Origin of the sequence: Novosphingobium decolorationis, from assembly GCF_018417475.1 — a bacterium.
In the GTDB taxonomy this organism is placed as follows: domain Bacteria; phylum Pseudomonadota; class Alphaproteobacteria; order Sphingomonadales; family Sphingomonadaceae; genus Novosphingobium; species Novosphingobium decolorationis.
Genome location: NZ_CP054856.1, coordinates 1,035,844 through 1,056,462, shown reverse-complemented (window position 1 = coordinate 1,056,462; position 20,619 = coordinate 1,035,844). Strand labels below are relative to the sequence as shown.

Genomic DNA, 20,619 nt, shown 5'->3' with positions numbered 1-20,619 from the left:
TTTGACGCTGCCCTTTGTCATGGGTACCCAGCCTCCCATGATTGCGCTTCTGTCCCCTGCCAAGACGCTCGATTTCGAGCGTGAACTCCCGCCGCTCGACCTGACCACCCCGCACTTCGCCGAGGAGGCGATGGGGCTGGCGAAATCGGCCTCGAACCTCAGCCAGAAGAAGCTGTCCGAGCTGATGCACATCTCGCCCAAGCTGGCGAAGCTCAACGCGGATCGTTTCCGCGACTTTCCCGAGCTTCCCGAGCGCCAGGCGCTGTTCGCCTTTGCGGGCGACGTCTATGCAGGTTTCGACGCCTTCTCGCTGCACGAAGAGGGCATCGCCTTTGCGCAGAACCACATCCGTCTGCTTTCCGGTCTTTACGGCCTGCTGCGCCCGCTCGATGCGATGCGCCCCTATCGCCTCGAAATGGGCACGCGCTGGGCACCGCGCAAGAAGGCGCTGACCGACTGGTGGGATGACCGCATCGCCGCCTTCCTGCGCGCCGAAGTCGCCGAGGAAGGCTCGGGCGCGATCCTCAATCTGGCGAGCCAGGAGTACTTCGCCTCGGTCAAGGGACGCCTGGAAGGCCTGCGCGTCGTCGACGTCGATTTTCGCGAGCCGGGCCCCAACGGCCCGCGTTTCATCAGCTTCAACGCCAAGCGCGCGCGCGGCATGATGGCGCGCTGGATGTGCGAGCACCACATCACGAAGATCGAGGACATGAAGGGCTTCGACGCCGAAGGCTATCGCTTCGTGCCCGAACAGAGCGAAGAGGACCGCTGGATGTTCTCGCGCGCATGAGTTCGAGCGCGGTCGTCATTGGCGCCTCGGGCGGGATTGGTGCGGCTTTCGAGGCGGCGCTGATCGAGGAGGGCGCCTTCGAGGTCGTCCACGGGTTCGCCCGTTCGCGCAGGGGTGACGCGCATATCGACCTTACCGACGAGACGAGCATCGAGGCCGCCGCTGCGCAGGTGGCCAAGGGCCCGCCGCCATCGCTGGTGATCGTGGCGACGGGGCTCCTCCATGAAGGCGAGAAGGGCCCGGAAAAGGCGCTGCGCGATCTCGATCCCGAGTGGCTGGCGAAGACCTATGCGGTCAACGCGATCGGTCCGGTGCTGGTCGCCAAGCACTTCCTGCCGCTCATCCCCAAGGGCCAGCGCGCGGTCTTCGCCGCGCTTTCGGCGCGGGTCGCCTCGATCAGCGACAATGGCCTGGGCGGTTGGCACGGCTACCGTGCGTCCAAGGCCGCGCTCAACATGATGGTGCGCAATCTCGCCATCGAGGAAGCGCGGCGCAAGTCGCGCACGGTTGTCGTCGCGCTGCATCCGGGCACGGTCGATACGCCGCTCTCCAAGCCGTTTCAGGGCAATGTGCCCGAAGGCCGCCTGTTCGATCCTGAACGCGCCGCGCTGCAGCTTCTCGATGTGATCGAGGACCTGAAGGTGCCCGACAGCGGCAAGCTGTTCGACTACGAGGGGCGCGAGATCGCGTTCTAGGACAGCGCCGGAGCGGTCTCGAGCGCCGCGACGAGCGCGGCGTGCAGAGCCTCGGCTGGCGCGCCCTGGTCATGCCTTTCACGTCCCTCCAGAGCGCACGCGGCGAAGCCGGTCACCTGCGCAACGGCAAAGCTGATGCCGTAGAGGTTACGCCGGGGCGCGACCCCCGGGATCGCGCGCGGATAGCCCGAGGCGCACAGGGCGGTGGGGATGGTGCCGGGCACATAGTAGCGTTCGCGCGGGCAGTCCCAGTCGAGCGTGACGCCCAGCACGCAAGGCAGGCTTCCGGGCAGACACGCGGTTCCGTCCACATCGTGCGCGGCGATTACCGCGATTCCCCTTGCCGCGGCCTCTGCAACCGCCTCGGCGAAGACCGCGGTGTGGGCCGTGTTGGTCGTGCCGAGGCTGAGGTTGATGACATCGACGTCCTGCGCCGTGGCCCAGCGGATCGCGGCAAGGAGCGCGCGGGCATTGGTGGCGAGGCTCTCGGCAAAGACGCGCACGGGGATGCAGGTGGCACCGGGGGCCTTCTCGAGGATCGCGGCCGTGACCGCCGTACCATGGCCAAGCCGGTCAAGCGTTTCGTCCGGTCCTTCATGGCACAGGCCTTCGCGGTCGATGCGAACGCCCGGCGCGATGCGGGCCGCATCGATGTGGTCATGCTCCGGGTGGACGCCGCTGTCGATCACCGCGACGCGCACGCCCGTTCCGGTCCGTCCGGGAAAGAGCGGGGGGACGGGCCTATCGGGACCCATCAGGCGTCGACCAGCGGCGCGAGGGTCTCGGGTGTGCGCACGTGCGCACGGCCTTCCTCGATGGTGATGATGCGATCGGCCACTTCGGCGAGCGCGGGTCTGTGGGTGATGGCGATGATCGTTGCCTCGGGGAGGACCTGGCGCAAGGTCTGCGCGATGTGGCGCTCGGTCTCGGGATCGAGCGCGGAGGTGGGTTCATCGAGGATCAGGACCTCGGGGCGGCGCAGCAGCACGCGGGCAAGCGCGATGCGCTGGCGTTCGCCAGCAGAAAGGGCAAGGCCGCGCTCGCCCGCAGGCGTCGCCAGCCCTTGTGGCAGGCGTTCGAGCAGGGGATCGAGGCCAGCCTGATGCGCGGCGGCGCGGATCGCCTCTTCGCTTGCTTCAGGGCGCGCAAAGGCGATGTTGGCGCCAATGGTGTCGTTGAAGAGATAGGGCGTCTGGTCGAGCAAGATCACCTTCTCGCGCAAGGACCCCAGCGTAAAGGCAGACAGCGGTGCCTGGTCGAACAGGATGCGCCCCGCGTCGGGATCGAGGTAGCGCACAAGAAGATCGGCAAGTGTCGACTTGCCCACACCGCTCGGGCCCAGGACCGCGCAGAAGCTGCCGCGCGGGATTTCCAGCGTGAAGTCCTTGAGGACCGCCCGGTCGTCATGGGCAAGGGCGACATCCTCGAAACGGATCGCATCGGCAAGGCCGGGGAAGGCACGGGCGTTGGCGCTTTCGTGGACTTCGGCTGGCGTGTCGAACAGCTCGAAGATGCGGGCAAGTGACACGCGCGCCGAACTGAGCCCGGAGACGAGGCCCATCAGGACCTGGATGGGGGAAAACAGGCGCGACTGGTAGGCCATGAAGGCGACCAGCGTGCCGATCGACATGGTCCCCTCGATGATCTGGTAGCCGCCGTAGAGGATCACCCCCGAGGTGGTGACGGCCAGCAGCGTGCCGGGCACGGCTCCGGCCATGAACGAGGCGACCTGCATGCGCAGCATGGCTTCGACGAAGGCGGAGTTGCGGGTGCGAAAGCGCTCGGTCTCCTGCGCGGCGGCGTTGAGCGAGGAGACGACGCGCATGCCCATGATCGTGTCGACGAGCAGACTGCCCAGGTCTGCACCGCGCTCGCGCATGGTGCGGGTGAGGCGGTCGAGCTTCCTCTGGAAGACCACGAAGAGGCCGACGCACGCGGGCAGCAGAACAATGGCAAGCAGGAACAGCTTCCAGTCGAGCCAGAGCATGATCGCGACCCCGCCTGCCAGCATGAGCAGGTTGCTGAGGACCGAGAGCATGGTGTCGGCGGTGACGCGCTGGATGTCGCTCACATCGCTGTTGATGCGCGACATGAGATCGCCCAGCCGAAAGCGGCTGTAGAAGCGCGGCGAAAGCGTCTGGAGATGGCGCAGCAGCGCCACGCGGATATCGAAGAGCATGTCCGCCGAGGTCGAGATGTAGCGGTAGCTCGCCAGGATATTGAGCGCGTAGTTGCCGATGGTCACGCCGACCATGGCGAGCCCGATGGCGACGAGCGCGCCCATGTCGCGCGGGAGCAGCGCGTTGTCGATCAGCATCTTGGAGAGATAGGGCTGGGCAAGGCCGAGCGCGGTCGAGACCAGACTGACGAGGAGAACCAGCGTCAGGCGTCCGAGATAGGGGCGCAGGTAGGGCAGGAGGCGCGCGTAGCTGCCCCAATCGGCGATCCGGTCCGGCTCGCGCGCAGCTCCGGGCGGGCCGATGGGGCGCTGGGGCATGGAGACGGTATCGAGGGGCGGGCGGCTCATTGCGGGCTCCCGAGCGGTGTCAGGGTCAATCCGTTGAGACGGTAGCGCGGTTCGGGGAAGGTCGCCAGCTGCGCGCTGCACCAGTCGAAGCCTTCGCGCGTCGCGTCCAGTTGCGCGCGCCACCAGGGGCTGTCCGCGCCGGTCGCGTAGAACTGCCCGCATTGGCGCAAGTGACGGCGCATGCCCGCGAGCAGCATCGAATGGTAGTGGTCGAGATAGGGGCGCACGGCCTCTTCGCTGCCGTTGGTCCCTGCAATGGCGTGGAGCGTGGCGGCGGCAAGGCTTGCCTCGCGGGCGGCCTGCGCGGTGCCATCGCCGCACAGCGGATCGAAGGCGAGCGCGTAGGTTCCGCAGGCGAGCCAGTCGGGGCCCGAAAGGCGGGTCAGCATGCGCGGGGCTGTCTCGAAGCGGGCGGAAGGGGATGCTTCGCCGCGCTCGATGCGCGGGGCGATGTGGCGGCTGAGTTCAAGGAGTTCAGGGATCTCGGCGCCGACGCCCAGCAGCCAGGCTGCCTTGGGGGCCGAGGGGATCATGAAGAGCCAGCCCTGCGCCACGGCTTCTACCCAGCAGGCCTCTTCGTCTTCGGCGTGGAGGAGGGTAACGGCCTGGGCGCTGGCGGGGCGGGCGCCGAAGCGGCACATGTCTTCAACCGGGAAGGGAGCTTCGGTGTGGATGCCGAAGGCACAGGGAAGTACGGCCTCGCCGGTCCGGGAGGTGCGTACGTGCTCCATCGCGGCATGCAGGTCACCGCCCGACAGGACGACGGCATCGTGGGGAAGAACGGTCGGCTCGGAGCCGCCCCAGGCGACGATGCGGCGCCGGACGTGACGGGCATTCGCCAGGAGATCGGGGGCTTCCAGGCAGTCGCGCAGGAGCTTGACCGCCACGGCGCCCAGCAGGATCGCAGGCGCCGAGGAAGGACGTGCTGGTGGATGCACCGCCGCAAGTCCCGCCTGGCGCAGAAGCCCTGCGCAACAGTGCGCCGCTACGCCTCCCCCGCGGATCAAGATTGGAGCGATCTTCGGGGAAGGCGCCGTCTCTGCCTGAAGAGACGTGTCGCGGCGACCCGCGGCATTGCGGCGCATGGTTTGGGTCACGGCAGGTGCAGGAGGCCCGCCATGGTGATGTCGTTGCGCACCTCCCAGTCGGTTTCGAGCTTGAGTGTGGCAGCATCGTAGACGGCGATGTCGTAGCCTGCGCCGTAGATATAGAGCTTCTTTCCGTCGGCCGACATGGCGAAGTAGAAACGGCGACGGCATTCGAATTCGGCCTTGCCGACCGCGGTGTTGGTTTCGAGGTCGAAGTGCCAGAACTCGCAGCGCTGGTCGCCCAGGTCATCCATGACCGCGACGGTGTAGCCGTCCTTGCCATCGGGCGTGACCTGCAGGCCTTCGAGGCGGTCGGGCGCGGGGCCGATGGGATCGAAGGTGAAGCTGCGCTGCGTCAGGTCGAAGCGGGCGATGCCGAAGACCTTGTTGTGGATGTAGGGATCCTCGCCGTTGAAGAGCGAGACATAGCTGCCCGGATCCTGGCGCGAATTGAGCGTGCCGCCAAAACTCACGTCCTGAAGCGCAGAGGATTGCGGCTTGGCCAGGTCGATGCGGTCGAGCACCGAAAAGTCCTTGGTGTCGAGCACGCGGACCTTGTCGCCAAAGACGTAGAGGGTCTTGCCGTCGGGCGAAATCGCCATGCTGGCTGCCCAGCCCGGACCGTTGTCTTCCTCGGCAAAGTCGACTGCGCGCACGACATCGCCGCTCTTCAGGTCGATGGTGTAGTACTGGAACTTGCTGACCCGGAAGAGGTCCACTTCCTTGTCGAAGCGCTGGCCGATGGCGTAAAAATAGCGCCCGGTGGGATCGGGCACACCACCCTTCAGGCGGTAGCGCGTGCTCGGCGTGTTGAGCTCGAAATGGTTGAGGACCTTGCGGGTCTTCGTGTCGATCACCTCGATTCCCGTGCGGGTGAGGGTGGTGACGTAGAGCTTGGAGCGGTCCTGCGAAAGCTGGAGGTTGTCGGGCAGGCCCGTCTCCAGCGTGACGAGGTCGGTTACCTGGCCGCTGGTGTCGTCGATGAACTGCACCTGGTCGGGATAGCCGCCGATGACGATGGTGTCGGCGGCGGCGGGCTGGGCGAAGGCCAGCGCGGCACCAAGGGCGGCGCAGGCGCTGCCGGCAAAGGCATGACGAAGCGATTTCATGAAGGCTGCCTCTTTCTCGAGGGGCGTGAGCGCAGGGCGGACAGGGTGGACCGGGCAAGGTCCGCACGGGTCCCCTTCGTGCACGCGCAGCGAAGGGGATGGGTCCGCATCACGGGAAGACCAGGTCGAGATTGCGCCAGTCCTTCGCCGCCGAGGCGCAGTTGCTGGCCCAGTCGGGCGAATAGTTGACGTGGTCGGGCACCTGCACGGGCCAGAAGCAGCTGACGTAGCAGTCGTAGATGTCGCGCTCGACCGGCTGGCACAGGCCTGCCGTGCCGCCGCCCGCATCGACTTCCCAGCCCGGTGAGAACGCCAGCGTGCAGCCCATCGGCACATGGGGCTGCTGGGTCTTCTGCTGGAGCGCGACGACGTCGTCCTCGCCCAGCGGGTCGGAGGCGGCATCCAGGGTGGTTTCGGGGGCAGGAGAGGCCAGATCGTCGATCCTCTGGGCCTTCCGGTTGATCGGCTTCAGGTGCTTCATGCGTTGGCCTTCCGCGTTGCGAAACGTTCGAGAAATCCGGGGTTCTGCGCTGCGACCGCGCCGTAGACACGCAGGCACGTGTCGGTCCATTCGCGGATCCAGTCGCAGTAGTGCAGATTGGCGTGGCCGGTGTCGCCGTAGCGCACGAAGGCCTCGTGATGGCAGCCGCCTGCGCACAGGGGCCGTGCCCAGCAGCTCTGGCATTCGTACTTGGCGCTGACGTGCCCGCGCGAAAGGAAGTCCTCGCGCTTGTCCGCATCGATGCCGCTTTCGATGTTCCCCAGCGTGTGGGTGTCGGCGTCGGTGAAGCGGTGGCAGGGCGACAGGTCGCCCGAGGGGCTGACACCCAGCAGGCCAAGTCCCGCGCCGCACGGGTGCGACTTGTTCACGCCCTGCATCAGTTCGGCGATGGTCTCCGAGACGTTGGAGAAGCCGTGCATGCGGTTCTCCAGCGCATAGTCCAGCCATTCGTCGGCCAGCGCATGGAAGTCGACCAGAACCTTGCTCATGCCATCGCCGTTGATCGCATAGTCCTGCTCGCCCGAATTGGTGACAGGGGCAAAGCCGACTTCGTGAAAGCCCAGTTCGTCCTTGAGGTGGCGGTAGATGCGAAGGACGTCGGTGACGCCTTCGCTCAGCGTCACGCGCGCGGTGATGGCGCGGGTGCGGTGGCGGGCGATGAGCTTTTTCAAGCGCGGTTCGATGACCTCGTAGGAGCCCTTGCCGCTGCGGTAGATGCGGCGATGGTCCTGGAGGTCGGCCGGCCCGTCGATGCTGACGGTGACGCCCACGTCGTTGTCGGCGAGGAACTCGATGATCGGGTCCGAAAGCAACGTCGCATTGGTGGTGAGGCTGTAGGTGATCGCGCGGTTCTGCGCGGCCGCGGCGTCATTGGCGTAGAGGACGACTTCGCGCAGCAGCTTGAAGTTCATCAGCGTCTCGCCGCCGAAGAAGGTGACGTGGACCGTCTCGCGGCTGCCCGACTGGGAGAGCAGGAAGTCGATCGAGGACTTCGCCGTCTCCAGCGTCATGAACTTGGGCTTGCCCTGGGGCGTCGCGATCTTGTCCGCACCGAACTCGTAGCAGTAGGTGCAGGCAAGGTTGCACTGGTTGGTGATGTTGAGCACCAGCGCCTGGAGCGGGAAGTCGGCGGGCGGGGCGGTCGGCTGCGGATCGAGCGCGGGCGCGATCCGGTCCGAGACGATGCCGCGCACGAACAGCAGTTCGCGGATCAGCTCTTCGGCATCGCCGTGCGCATAGCCATGGGTGACGAGCGCGGAGACGATTTCGCCGTGCGCCATCTCGCCTTCGCGCAGTTCATCGAGTACCGCGCGGGCACCGTCGTCGAGCGCGAAGATCGCGCCTGCACCGACGAGGTAGACGTAAGGCTGATCGGCCGCTTCGAACTCGTGCAGTTCGCCGAGGCGATAGCGCGCGGTGCGAAAGTCGGCGGCAGGGGTGGTCATCGTGTTCATTCGGACACCTCCGGCTGGTCCCAGCGCTTGTAGGTGGGAACGGTGGTGACGAGGTAGGAACGGCCGACCAGCGGCTTGCCGTCCTTGCCCGCGAAGTTCTTCGCAGTGGCGACGACCCAGACCTCGCCGTAGTTGTTGCGCCCGAAGCGGCGCTCGGGGTTGGGGCCTTCGACGTTGGGCGTGAAGAGACCCGAAGCCGCGTCGAGCGCGCCCACGAACTTCGTATCGTTGTCGTAGGTCGTGGTGATGAACTCGCCCAGCGACCAGGTCGCCTCGATGGGCATGATCGCGAAGTCGTCCTTCGTGCCTTCCTTGCCATCCGGACCGTTGGAATAGCCCCAGGCGGCGAACTGCTCGAAGCCCTTGGCGTACTTGATGCCGCCCAGGTGCGCGAGTGCGGTGTCGGGGGTGACCTTCACGTAGTCGACGCTGGCATAGACCGGCAGGGCCTTTTGCAGCACCGCGCTGCCGACCGTGACGTCGCGCGGACCGGGTACGGCATTTGCGGCGATGTCGAGCGTGACAACCGCTTCGCCCGGTGTGACCGAGACGAGCTTGGCCACCTTGGTGCCGCTGCCGAAGTCGATGTCACCTGCCGCGAGATCGGCGGGAAGGTTCGCGCCATAGATGTGGACTTCGGCACCCTTGGTGCCGGTCTTGAGCGCGTCGAGCGAGATCGCGGCCAGTACCGGCGCTCCGCTCTCGCGGCGCAGCGTCACGTCGTAGCCGAATTCATGGTATTCGCCCCAGTACCAGCGGCCCATGGCCATGGTCTGGTCAGGCGCAAACCACAGCGTCTCGCGCAGCTTGCTGTCGAGGTCGTCCGGTGCGGCCGAAGGCGCGGCGCCAAGTGACGAACCGCGCCACGAGAAACCGCCGTAGATGAGCGATGCCCCCTTGCGGGTGTGGACCGAACCGTCCTTGAGCGAGCGCAGCACGGTCGAGGTGATGTACTCGTCCGATCCGGGTTCGCGCGGGGCAATGGTCATTTCGCCCACGAAACGGCCGTGGCCGCGCATTTCGGCCGAGACGAGCCACTTTCCGCCCAGCTTCGGAGCGCGAATGCGCGGTCGCCAGGCGGACCATTCGGGGGTGTGCAACGGGGCGTTTTCGGAGAGCCACTTGAGCGCGGCAATCGCCTGCTTCTCGGGCTTCGCGCCGTCGCTGTCGCCCGCGCCGCCGTTCTCGTCGTAGCCGCCGCCGACCGGCGTCTCGTAGATGAACTCCGCGGTCGAGTAGAGCGCACGGTGCATGTTTTCCAGCAGGCCCCATTCGCGCTTGGAGCGGCGCGAGGACATCGGCTGGGCAAAGGCATGGCAGCTTGCGCAGGTCTGGCGCAGCGTGTCGTTGGGGACGATGGTCTCGTCCTGGATGCGCTTTTCGGCGAGATACATCACCGGCTTGGCTTCCTCGGGGGCAAGGCCATGGTAGGTCGAGAGGTACTTCACCACCTCGCGCGCTTCGCCCGGTTCGATCTCGAGGCCGTTCAGCTTGACCATGCGCTTGATGGTCTGCGCCCAGCCTTCGGGCGTCGCGCGGATCCAGGAGATGCGCGAAAGATTGCCGTCCGCGTCGGGCGCGTGGCAGGTGCCGCACTTCTGCATGGTGAGGCTGTCGGTGACCGGAATGCCGGCTTCGGTCTCATCCCAGCCGGCCGGGTCGCTGGTGAAATCGTCCTCACCCCCGGCCTGCGCGACGACCACGCTGGTCGAAAGGGCGCCTGCGGCCAGCAGCGCGGCGACGGGCAGGCGGTGCCAGCTGCGGGTGGACGGCCCCCTGGCGGCAAGTACGCTGTCCGCTTCAACATCGGATGTGACTTGGGGCGTGCGCGCAAGGGCGTCGCCGCGATTCTTTCGCGAAAGGCGCATTATTTGAAAATACCCCCCTGATTACACGCGCAATTCGGTGATTCCGCGCTTGGGCAGTAGAAAACTGGACAATCATCAAGAGTTGGTCAAGGCGCTTTTTCGTGTCGCCGCATTTTTGTGTCGGCGCGGCAGTGGAAACGGGCTTCGTTGCCTTCGCAAAGGGCTGCAAAAGCGCCATATCTTGCGCAATGCCCGCTGCTTTCAAGCCATCACGCAGGTGCAGCATCGGTGGGCTCAGGCGGCCTGGCGTTCCTCGTAATAGAGCTCCGCCGGGACGGCCTGCGGGACGGGGCGGCGCTGCCAGGCGATGAAGGCGCTGCAGGCCAGGATCGTCGCGAGCGCGGCAGCCTCGAGCGGGCCGTTGCGGCTGTCGCCCATCGCGGCCAGCGATCCGAGCGCGGGACCTGCGATCATGCCCAAGGTCTGCATCGAGGAGACGAAGCGCAGTGCGCGCGTGGAGGTGCACGAAGCCGCGGCAAGCCCGGAGCAGCGAATGACGCTGGCCGTCGCGCCAATGTTGAACAAGACGATGGCGGCAATGAACAGCTCCGGCTGGCTCGGGCGCGCGCCCAGCATGGGGGCGAGCAGCGCTGCCCCGCACAGGAGCGCGGTCAGCGCCGGAGGGACCACGATCCGCTCGCGAAGGACGGCAAGGGCGGTCACGGCGCCGGCGAGCGAGCCCAGGCTGACCGCGGTGCCAAGTGTCTCGTTGTCAAGTCCGGCCCCGAGCGCGAGCGCGCCGGTCAGCGACCACACGATCATGTTGGCGCAGACGAAGGCAAAGATGGCACCCGCGATCAGCAGCGTACGGGACGTGATCGCGCGCGTGCTCGCGCTGGCGTGCCTGGCCTCACGGCGGGGGGCGATGTCCCATTCGGCGCGTTGGCCCAGCGCATCGCGGCAGGTGCCAAGGATAAGCAGAATGCCGAAGGGGGCGAGGGCAAGCAGTTCGAGAGCCGCGGGCGCGCCGCGCTGATTGGCAAGGCTGGGCAGACCTGCAGCTACCACCATCGAGAGCAGCAGTTGGACAAGCAGCGCGGCGGCAAAGGCACCGGTCGGGCGGTGGCGAGCGGCGTGGGCCATGGCCTGCGTGTAGATGAGCCCCATGGCCGCGCCGTGGGCCGCGCGCAAAGCGAGGAGCGCCGGGAAGTGGGCAATCGCGCCTGTTGCCAGGGCGGCGGCCATGGCGGCCAGCGCGGCGGCGGCAAAACTCCACGAGGGCAGGCGTGCGCCCGCAAGAAGGCTCAGCAGCGAACCGAGGGCGAGGCCCGCCTGCGCGGCGGCCACGACCCAGCCATGAAGGTTCGGCGAGAGAGAATGGGCCTCGCTCAGCAGGGCGAGGAAGACCGGGTCGATGCCCGGTTGCAGGATCGCGAGCGCGGCAACGCCGATGGCCGGTGCAATGGCGCGAAATCCGGAATCGAAAACCTGCACGAGCCCCCCTGATGTGAACGAGTGCATGCACGCCCCCACGTGCACGTCCCATCAGGTCATCGCTCTTCCCGTCCGGCGAATTCGCGAAGTCCTCTTCGTCAGAAATCGATCGCCTTGGTCATCTCGGCAATGTCACCGGGTTTCAGAGTCTTTGCAAGATGAATAAAGGTCTCGACGCTGAGCGCCATTATCTTGGGCATTTGGGCACGCCAGGGCTTCTCGTAGCCGAGGAACGGCGTGGTGCCTTCCATCGATGCGCTGATGAAGAGGGCGAGAGTGCGCACGTCTTCGTCGTCGAGCGCGGGGTTGAGCACGCGGATCTGCTCGCCGATCTGGACGTGGACGTCGCTATAGAAGGCCTCGATGCGCTCGGCGATGAACGCGCTCTGGTTGGCGAGCGACCACAGTTCGGTGAAGAGGCGGGTGGTGCGCTTGGAGCAGATGTCCTCCAGGCACATCAGGATCACGCGGCGCAGGCGCTCCTCGGCCGAGATGTCGGCAAGGCGCACATCGTCGTCGAGCTTGGTCTGGTAGCTCTCCATCATGTCGTCGAGCATGACCTTCACCAGCAATTCCTTGCGGGGGAAGTGGTAGCTGACGTTGCCGACCTTGAGGCCACACTCCGCGCCGATCCGGCGGATCGAGAAGGCGGTTGCGCCCTCATCGATGATGACGCGCAGCGCGGCCTTGATGATGGTGTCGACCGTGTCCGCACCGCGCGCGTAGACGCCGGGGCGCTGGTGCTCGGTGGCCGTGTCCTTGGGATTCTCGTTGGTTGCCGCTTTGCGGGGCATGGCGATTCTCCCTTGTGTTATGTCGCCTGTCGATCCTCGTCCCTCAGCCTTGCGTCTCTGCGAGGAGGCGAAACGGGGCCGGAGGGGCGCCCTAGGCCCCTTTGCTGCGCACGTAAATACAGTGTCTTGCCCGTCCCGCGGGTGAGAGCGCTCTCAGCGTGCGGGGGGCTGGGGGTAGATCGCCTCGATCGGGCCGAGCGCCTCTGCGAGGGGGCCGAGCCAGGGGGCGTAGTGGGTCCAGGCATCAAGACCTGTAGTGAAGATGGGTTGGCGTACTTGCTCGGAACTGGCCGTACGGACCGCGCGCGCGTTGGTGTGGAATTGGAGGCAGGCCTCCTCAAAGGGAAGATCGAGATAGGCAAGGAGGCGGCGTATCTCGGCCTCGGTGGAGTGCACCATATCCTCGTAGATCACGCGGTGAACGGCGCCTGGCGCGGCGGCATCGTAGGCGGCCATCAGCCCCACGTAATCCCGGTAGTAGCGCGCGATTTCGGCGAGGTCATAGGTGAAGGTCTGCCCGCGCGCGAAGTGCTGTTTCCAGCCCGAGAAGCAGCACGACATCGGGTGGCGGCGCGCATCCACGATCTTCGCGTTCGGCAGGATCGTGCGGATAAGGCCCACGTGCTGCCAGTTGTTGGGCATCTTGTCGATGAACAGCGGCGCATCGCTCTTGCGGTGGACGCGCGTGCCTTCGAGGTATTCCTCGCCCAGGCGCACCCGGTCACGCGGCGTCAGGCTTGCGATCATGGTCTTGAAATCGGCAAACTCACCCTCGTCGACACGCGCCTGCAGGCGGCTGGCGATGATCATCATGTCGGGCAGTTCGAGCGTGCCTTCGACCTGGCTGTGGCTGGAGAGGATCTGCTCGACCAGCGTCGAGCCCGATCGTGGCAGTCCCACCACGAAGATCGGGTCGGGCGCCGGGCATCCGCCATCGCCCAGCGTGGCGAGAAAGGGGGCGGTAAAGGTCTGCGCCGTGGCGGCCACTTCGGCGGAAAAGCCTTCCGGATCGTGGGGCACGCGGGCGCGGCGCAAGCGGTTGCCTTGGTCGTAGTGGCGAAACGAGGCGGCGTAGTCCTTTGCATCTTCCAGCGCCTTGCCGAGCGCGAAGTGCAGGTGGAAGCGGTCCTCGGCGTGTTCGTCGCTGTCCTCGGGCAAGGTAGCAAGAGCGGCCTCCATCGCGGCGATGTCCTCGGCCCCGAGCCGTGCGGTCTTGAGGTTGGCGAGGCTCCACCAGGCCTCACCCATCGAGGGCTGGCGGGCAACGGCCTCGCGGTAGGCGGCGATCGCCTCGGCCTGTTCACCCAGGGTCTTGAGGACATGGCCCAGGTTCTGCCAGAGCTGGGGCTGGTCGGGCTTGAGATCGAGCAGGGCGCGGTAAAGATCGCGGGCGCGCTCGTGTTCGCCCAGGCGCACCAGCACCGAGGCGAGGAGCAGGCGGTGCGCCGGGTTTTCGAGCGGCGATTCGACCAGGATCTCGGCCTCGCGGCGCGCTTCGTCCAGGCGGTTGGTCTGGAGCAGGAGGCGGATGCGAAAGTCGCGGGCAAGGTCGAAGCCCGGCGCGCGTCCGAGTGCGCGGCCGCAGTAGTCGAGCGCCTTGCTCATGTCGCCCTTGCGCCAGTGCAGTTCGCCCAGGAGGCGCAGCGAGGGCGCATCCTCTCCGCCGCGCGCCGCGCGGGCCTCCAGCAGGGCAATGCCCTCGTCCAGCCGTCCCTCGTTCATGGCAAGGGCCGCGTCGACCAGTTCGGGATCGCCCGCCGAGGCGTGAACGCCCGAGATGTCCGCGCGCCAGGCGTCCTCGGCTCGTCCGGCCTTGCGCAGTTCGCTGGCGAGGAGGAACCAGCCGTGGCTGATGCCGGGCTGCAGTGCGGTCAGGCGTTCGAGTGCGGAGATGGCCGCCGTGCTGGCGTTGGCGGCGAGCGCGGTCTGGGCGAGTTCCCAGAGCACGGCAGGTACCCTGGTGTCACGGCGAGCGAGCGCATCGAGTCGGGACAACGCCTCTTGCGTGCGGCCAAGCTGGCGCAGCGCCTGGCAGGCAAGCAGTTCGGCCGGGCCGAGGCCGGGCGCGGTCTGCAGAAGGTTCTCGGCCTCGGCCAGAGCGCGGGCGGGCGCGCTGCCGACGAGCGCGGCGATGCGGGGCAGGGCGCTTGCGGGCGAAACGGGACGGGCGGCCTCAGTCGTCGATCCGGTCATGGTCTGGCGGTCTATGTCCTTTCTGCGAGAGGCGGGGCCGAGTGCCAAAGGCGTCGCGGCGCGGGTGAAGTTGCGCGGCTGCGAACATTTTCAAGTGTGCACATGCACATCTTCAGGATCATCATTTCCCCGGCCTGGGCAAGCACGAAATAAAGCTCCAAAATTCGTGCCGATAGGCGCTTGACAGGATCGGGTCGTGTCGGTTTACTCAATCTAGGACAGGCGTTCAAGTTTGTGCAAGAGCGAACGCGTCCGGACGGATTTTTCAATACGAGTTCTTTGCAGGTGCAAGTTGGGCCTGCGAACCCGAGGGCAACTTCGGGGCAGGAGGTGTGCGTCTGCAAGGGCCGGCAAAAGGTCGCGGGCGCACTATTCGTGAAAATGGGGGGACCCGCGCCAAGCGGGCAGTCTTCTTGGGGGAGGAGACGCACGAATTTCAGGGAAATAGGGGGACTCCAACAGTATGAGTATTCGTACCCGTGTGCGCCGGTGGAACGCCGTGTGCCTTCTTTCCACGACTGCGATCGTCGCGCCGCTGGCGGGAGCCGGAACGGCCTACGCCGAGGACGACGTGCCGGCGGCTGCCGCCGAAGCACCTGAGGCCGCGCCCCAGGCGCAGTCCTCGCTCGGCGACATCGTCGTGACCGCGACGCGCACCTCGGAGAGCGTCCAGAAGGTGCCGATCTCGATTCAGGCGCTGGGCGAGGCAAAGCTGGAGGCGCGCCAGATCAACGGCCTTTCCGACTTTGCCAACCTGCTCCCCTCGGTCACTATCGCCGGGCTCGGGCCGGGCCGTCAGACTCCGTATTTCCGCGGCATCGTGCCCGCTGGCGGCGCCTACGCCTCGGTCGGGTACTATCTCGATGACATTCCCATCGCGGGCACCGACCTTCCCGACATCCACGTCTACGACATCGAGCGCATTGAGGCGCTCTCGGGGCCGCAGGGCACGCTCTATGGTGCGGGCTCGCTGGCGGGCACGATCCGTTTCATCTCCAAGAAGCCCGAAATCGGCGAGTTCGAGTGGGGCTACAACGCCGAACTCAACAAGTACGGCGCGGGTGACTTCGGCCAGCAGATCGAGGGCTACGTCAACATTCCGGTGAGCGACACGCTCGCCGTGCGCGTGATGGGCTACTATCGCCACGATGGCGGCTTCATCGACAATGTCGCCAACAACGGCCTCAACAACGTGGGCGATTCGCTTGCGCTGGAACTGGGCGATCTCAATCCCGCTACAAGCTATACGCTCGACAACGGCGACATCGCCGAGAACGACTATAACCCGATCTACGAAGTGGGCGGGCGCCTGCAGCTTCTCTGGGAGCCTGCACCGGGCTGGGAAATCCGCCCCGAAGTGACCGCGCAGCGCCAGATCGCCTATGGCTATTTCGGCTACGATCCGCGCGTCGGCGATCTGGAAGTCCACGATTACGATCTGACTCGCCAGAACGACAAGTGGTACCAGGCACAGCTCGCCATTCATGGCCACATCGGCGACTGGGACGTGGTTTCGGCAACGGGCTACTTCAACCGCAAGGTGAACCTGCGCAACGACTATACCTACTACACGGTCACCTACGACAGCTTCGGCCCGGGTTACGAAAGCTATCTGCAGTTCTGGGATCGGTCGAGCTGTTCGGGCTCGGGCGCGGACATGGCCTGCACCGGGCTTATCAACCCGCAGCAGTATTATAAGGGCCTGACGCGCGACAAGCAGTTCACCCAGGAACTGCGCGTGACTACCCCGTCGAGCTGGCCCTTCGACGTCACCTTCGGCGGCTTCTACCAGTCGCGCAAGGAGCAGACGAACGACCAGTACGCGACCCATGGTCTGGCCGACATGATGGGCTACACCCAAGCCGGTGGCGGCGATGTCGCAGGTGGCCTGCTGGGCGTTCCGGGCATGTACGGCATCGCCTGGGACGATGATGGCACGCCGTTCTTCGACACCAGCGACGTCATCAATCCCAACGGCGATCCTATGGGCACGATGATCCTGGGCTCGCGCGCGGTGAAGTACGATGCCTTCTACCTTTCGGAACGCAACAACGACTGGAAGGACAAGGCGCTCTTCGCCGAAGGGCACTACGACATCACGCCGACCCTGAAGGTCACGGGTGGCATCCGCTTCTTCTGGACCAGCTTCAAGTCGGAAGGCTTCAGCGGCGTTGCGGCCTCGGCGGCAGGCGCGGGCTGTTCGGTGCCGTTCCCGATGGAGCGCCTCTCGTGCATCAACGCCAACGGCTCGTACAAGGAATCGGGTGAGACCCACAAGATCGCGCTCGACTGGCAGATCGATGCCGACAAGATGGTCTACGCCACCTACTCCACCGGCTTCCGCCCGGGTGGCTACAACCGTGCCCTGCGTGTGAACGGGGTCGGTTTGGTGACGGTGCAGCCCTACGAATCGGAGACGCTCTCCAACTACGAGATCGGCTTCAAGACGACCTGGGGCAACATCTTCCGCTTCAACATGGCCGCCTATTACGAGACCTGGGACAACATCCAGTACAGCGTCGTCGTCTCGGGCACGCAGGGGGCGGGCATGACCGGCAATGCCGGCAAGGCCGAAGTGAAGGGTATCGAATACGATGCCGACCTGAAGCTGGGCGATGTTACGATCTCGTCTTCGGGTGCGTTCAACGACGCCAAGCTTAAGGGCAACTTCTGCAACTTCGCGCTCGATCCGGTGGCGATGTCGATCTCCCAGCTTTCAAGCTGTACCGCCGGGGCCTACGTGCCGGATTCCTATCCGCCCACGCCGCAGGTTGCGGCCGCGGACGGCACCCGCCTGCCGCGCCAGCCCCGCTTCAAGGGGACGACCTCGGTGCGCTACGACACATTCCTGGGCGGGATGGACGCCTACCTCATGGGCTCGGCGAACTACCAGACCGGCGCGACGCAGGACCTCAACGTCGCGAACAACGAACTGCTCGGCAACACGCCCGGCTTCGTCTCGTTCGACTTCTCGGCGGGCCTGAAGCGCGATGGCTGGACGCTCGACCTGTTCATCCAGAACGCCTTCGACAAGCGCGGGCAGCTGACCAGGAACACCTTCTGTTCGATTACCTTCTGCTCGGGCTCCTCGCGTACCTTCGCAATCAAGCCGCAGTTCTTCGGCCTGCGCTGGGGGCAGACGTTCTGAATCACCCGTCTCTGACGACCTGAACGGCTCCCTCCTGTGGTCTCGCACCCCGGGAGGGAGCCATTTTTTCAGAGGCTTGAAAGAAAATTGATCGGGGTTGCCGGAGAGGCTAGAGGGCCGCCTGCCCCGGACGAGCGTTGGGGCGTTGTCTCACGCGAAACGATTGCGTATTCCTGTCCCTCGGGGTCGACGGCAGGTGTGCGCCGCACGTGGGCCAGACGGGCGGACAACCCGCAGGACTATCAGGGGAAAGACCATGAAGCTTGAGATCAACGGCGAGATGCGCGAGCTCGACGCCGAGCCTGAAATGCCGCTGCTGTGGGCACTTCGCGACGTGCTGGGTATGACCGGCACCAAGTACGGCTGCGGCATTGCGCAGTGCGGCGCTTGTTCGGTGCTGGTCGATGGGGTGGTCACCCGTTCGTGCGTGACGCCGGTCGGCAGCCTCGAAGGCAGCAAAGTCTCCACCATCGAGGCGATGGAACAGGACGCGGTGGGCCAGAAGGTCGTCGCGGCCTGGGTCAAGCACCAGGTCCCCCAGTGCGGCTACTGCCAGTCGGGCCAGGTCATGGCGGCGGTCTCGCTGCTCAAGGAAAACGCAGCGCCCAGCGAAGAGGACGTGCGCGCCTCGATGCAGAACCTGTGCCGCTGTGGCACCTACAACGCCATTCACGCCGCGCTGAGCGACCTTGCCGGACAGGAGAACGCATGATGGCCCGCATCTTTCTCGATGGTCCCGCAAACGGCAGCGGGGATGAGCGTTTTGCCGCGCCCGCGCAGCCTGTAAACCTTTCACGCCGCCGCTTCCTTCTGGGTAGCGCGGGCGTCGCCACGGGTGCGCTGGTCCTGGGCTTCGGTATTCCGGTCGGACCGGCCCGTGCGCAGGGCCCGGCCGCGCCCGCGCCCAAGGCGCTCGACGTGCCCGCGTTCCTGGAAATCCGCCCGGACAACACCGTGCGCTTCCTCAGCCCCTTCATGGAAGGCGGGCAAGGGGCCTTCACCGCGATGGCGCAGATCGTGGGCGAGGAACTCGACATGGACCCGGCCGTCTTCGAGGTGGAAGCTGCCCCCGCGGGCAAGGTCTTCCAGGTCATGTTCGGCGGCACGATGCGCATCACCGGCGGCTCGATGTCGGTGCGCACCAGTTATGACACGATGCGGCGCCTGGGCGCCTCGGCCCGCGCGATGTTGATCAGCGCGGCGGCAAAGCGCCTGGGCGTCGGCGCCGACACGCTCACGACCGAGCCGGGCAAGGTAATCCACACCGCCTCGGGCCGCTCGCTCAGCTATGGCGAACTGGCCGAGGGCGCTCTCGACATGGGTGTGCCCGAAGCGGGCCGGATATCGCTGAAGGATCCCAAGAACTTCCGTTGGATCGGCAAGCCTGTCGCGCGCATCGACATGCACGCCAAGTCGACCGGCCAGGCAATGTACGCCATCGACAGCCAGGTCGAGAACATGCTCCAAGCCGCTGTGCAGCACGCGCCGCGCCTGGGCCTCCAGCCCGGAGCCATCCGCAACGAAGCGGCGGTGAAGGCGATGCCGGGCGTTCACTCGGTGCACACGCTCGATGGCGCGGTGGCCGTGGTCGCCCCGTACTGGTGGCACGCACGTCAGGCGGCCGACGCGCTCGATGTCGACTGGCAGGATCCGGGCGAGAGCGCGGACGTGCGCTACATGCCCGCTGACTTCGCGACCGATGCTTTCACACAGCACCTCTCCAGCCAGACCGGGCGCGGCGAGGAAGCCGAGAGCGCTGGCGACAGCGCAGCCGCCTTCGCCTCGGCGGCCAAGGTCGTCGAAGGCGAGTTTACCAGCCAGTACCTCCACCACGCCCAGCTGGAGCCGCCCTCGACGCTGGCGCGCTTCAACGCGGATGGCAGCCTGGACCTGTGGATGCCCAACCAGGGGCCCGAGATCTTCCAGGCGGCGATTGCGGCCAAGACGGGCCTCGCGCCCGAGAAGATCAACATTCACAGCCCCTTGCTGGGCGGTTTCTTCGGCCGCCACTTCCAGTACACCTGGGGCAACCCCTATCCGCACGCCATCGCGCTCGCCAAGGCGACGGGGCGTCCGGTCAAGGTAATCTGGAGCCGCGAGGAGGAATTCCTGCGCGATCCGATGCGCCCGATGGCCGTCGTCAAGTTCAAGGGCGCGCTCGATGCCGATGGCTGGCCGGTCGGTCTGGACGTTGTCAGCGTGTGCGAGGGACCGGGTGAGGGCATCGCCAACAAGCGCGGTGAAAAGCTCGACGAATCCGCGCTGGAGGGCATCACCGCCAAGTCCTACGCGATCCCCAACCGGCGCATCGCGCAGCTTTTCGTCAAGAACCCGACTACGCTTGCCTACTGGCGCTCGGTCGGCAACTCGATGAACGACTTCTTCTACGAGAGCTTCCTCGACGAGATGGCCGATGCAGGCGGCAAGGACCCCTATGCGCTTCGCCTGAAACTGCTGGAAGGCAACAAGCGCCTGACCACGCTTCTCAAGGCGGCGGTCGAGCTTTCGGGCGGCTGGAAGCGCGGGCCCTTCACAGCAGCCGATGGCACGCGCCGTGCACGCGGCATCGCGATGGCCTCGCCCTTCGGATCGGAAGCGGCGGCGGTTGCCGAAGTTTCGATCCAGGACGGGCAGGTCGTGGTCCATGACGTGTGGGAAGCCATCGATCCGGGCAGCATCGTCAACCCGGCCATCGTCGAGGCGCAGGTCAATTCGGCCGTGGCGCTGGGTCTGTCGCAGGTTCTTGTCGAAGGGGCCGAGTACGAGGCCGGGATGCCGGTTGCGCGCAACTTCGATGCCTACCAGATCCTGCGCCCTGAACAGATGGCTAGGGTCCACGTCAAGATCGTGGAAAGTGGCGCGGAGATGGGCGGTATCGGTGAGCCGCCGCTGCCCGCGATCCCGCCCGCCGTCGCCAATGCGGTTTCGGTGCTGACTGGCAAGCGCGTGCGCGTGATGCCGCTCTCGAAGGAAAGCTTCGAAGCCTGAGGCAGGAAGACAGGAAGGCAGGAATGGGT

The 20,619-nt window shown here is 66.2% G+C and carries 15 protein-coding genes; 5 read left to right on the top strand and 10 right to left on the bottom strand.

The annotated features are described in order from the left end of the window. Window positions 1–37 precede the first annotated feature (37 nt). Both yaaA and HT578_RS04790 read left to right on the top strand, forming a co-directional pair. Window positions 38–790, top strand: a complete 753-nt coding sequence (gene yaaA, locus HT578_RS04795; RefSeq protein ID WP_213502374.1) for a peroxide stress protein YaaA — start codon at window positions 38–40, stop codon at window positions 788–790. Then, entirely contained in the window at window positions 787–1,485 is a 699-nt protein-coding gene (locus HT578_RS04790) for an SDR family NAD(P)-dependent oxidoreductase (protein ID WP_213502373.1), read from the top strand. The genes yaaA and HT578_RS04790 overlap by 4 nt, the downstream gene beginning before the upstream one ends. On the opposite strand, the gene qhpE is transcribed toward HT578_RS04790, so the two are convergent. The 10 genes from qhpE to HT578_RS04740 form a co-directional block, all read right to left on the bottom strand. Beyond that, window positions 1,482–2,240, bottom strand: a complete 759-nt coding sequence (gene qhpE, locus HT578_RS04785) for a subtilisin-like serine protease QhpE (RefSeq protein WP_213502372.1) — start codon at window positions 2,238–2,240, stop codon at window positions 1,482–1,484. The genes HT578_RS04790 and qhpE overlap by 4 nt on opposite strands. Then, window positions 2,240–4,012: an ABC transporter ATP-binding protein gene (locus HT578_RS04780; RefSeq protein WP_338422167.1), complete on the bottom strand. Its 1,773-nt coding sequence runs from the start codon at window positions 4,010–4,012 to the stop codon at window positions 2,240–2,242. The genes qhpE and HT578_RS04780 overlap by 1 nt, the downstream gene beginning before the upstream one ends. Continuing rightward, window positions 4,009–4,950 (bottom strand): macro domain-containing protein, encoded by a 942-nt coding sequence (locus HT578_RS04775; protein WP_213502371.1) that lies wholly within the window; start codon window positions 4,948–4,950, stop codon window positions 4,009–4,011. The genes HT578_RS04780 and HT578_RS04775 overlap by 4 nt, the downstream gene beginning before the upstream one ends. A gap of 155 nt (window positions 4,951–5,105) precedes the next feature. Then, window positions 5,106–6,209: a YncE family protein gene (locus HT578_RS04770; RefSeq protein ID WP_239026483.1), complete on the bottom strand. Its 1,104-nt coding sequence runs from the start codon at window positions 6,207–6,209 to the stop codon at window positions 5,106–5,108. Window positions 6,210–6,318: 109 nt separating this feature from the next. After that, window positions 6,319–6,690, bottom strand: a complete 372-nt coding sequence (gene qhpC / locus HT578_RS04765) for a quinohemoprotein amine dehydrogenase subunit gamma (protein ID WP_213502370.1) — start codon at window positions 6,688–6,690, stop codon at window positions 6,319–6,321. Then, window positions 6,687–8,165 carry a quinohemoprotein amine dehydrogenase maturation protein gene (gene peaB / locus HT578_RS04760; protein WP_239026482.1) on the bottom strand — a complete coding sequence of 493 codons (1,479 nt, stop codon included), beginning with the start codon at window positions 8,163–8,165 and terminating at the stop codon, window positions 6,687–6,689. Before peaB ends, qhpC begins: the two co-directional genes overlap by 4 nt. Beyond that, complete coding sequence (peaA, locus tag HT578_RS04755; RefSeq protein WP_213502369.1) at window positions 8,162–10,033, bottom strand: quinohemoprotein amine dehydrogenase subunit alpha; 1,872 nt, start codon at window positions 10,031–10,033, stop codon at window positions 8,162–8,164. Before peaA ends, peaB begins: the two co-directional genes overlap by 4 nt. Before the next feature lie 234 nt (window positions 10,034–10,267). Further along, on the bottom strand, window positions 10,268–11,494 hold the full coding sequence (locus tag HT578_RS04750) for an MFS transporter (RefSeq protein WP_213502368.1): 1,227 nt from the start codon (window positions 11,492–11,494) through the stop codon (window positions 10,268–10,270). 71 nt (window positions 11,495–11,565) lie between these two features. Continuing rightward, window positions 11,566–12,261, bottom strand: coding sequence for a TetR/AcrR family transcriptional regulator (locus HT578_RS04745; protein WP_213502367.1), 696 nt, complete (start codon window positions 12,259–12,261; stop codon window positions 11,566–11,568). 153 nt (window positions 12,262–12,414) lie between these two features. After that, the gene (locus tag HT578_RS04740) at window positions 12,415–14,454 is read right to left on the bottom strand and encodes a tetratricopeptide repeat-containing sulfotransferase family protein (RefSeq protein ID WP_213502366.1); all 2,040 of its coding nucleotides are present in this window, start codon (window positions 14,452–14,454) and stop codon (window positions 12,415–12,417) included. A gap of 463 nt (window positions 14,455–14,917) precedes the next feature. Between HT578_RS04740 and HT578_RS04735 the strand changes: the two genes are divergently transcribed. From HT578_RS04735 to HT578_RS04725, 3 genes are all read left to right on the top strand, one after another. Then, window positions 14,918–17,602: a TonB-dependent receptor gene (locus HT578_RS04735; protein ID WP_213502365.1), complete on the top strand. Its 2,685-nt coding sequence runs from the start codon at window positions 14,918–14,920 to the stop codon at window positions 17,600–17,602. A gap of 256 nt (window positions 17,603–17,858) precedes the next feature. After that, window positions 17,859–18,314, top strand: a complete 456-nt coding sequence (locus HT578_RS04730; RefSeq protein ID WP_039392729.1) for a (2Fe-2S)-binding protein — start codon at window positions 17,859–17,861, stop codon at window positions 18,312–18,314. Next, window positions 18,311–20,590 (top strand): xanthine dehydrogenase family protein molybdopterin-binding subunit, encoded by a 2,280-nt coding sequence (locus HT578_RS04725; protein ID WP_239026481.1) that lies wholly within the window; start codon window positions 18,311–18,313, stop codon window positions 20,588–20,590. Before HT578_RS04730 ends, HT578_RS04725 begins: the two co-directional genes overlap by 4 nt. Window positions 20,591–20,619: the final 29 nt, after the last annotated feature.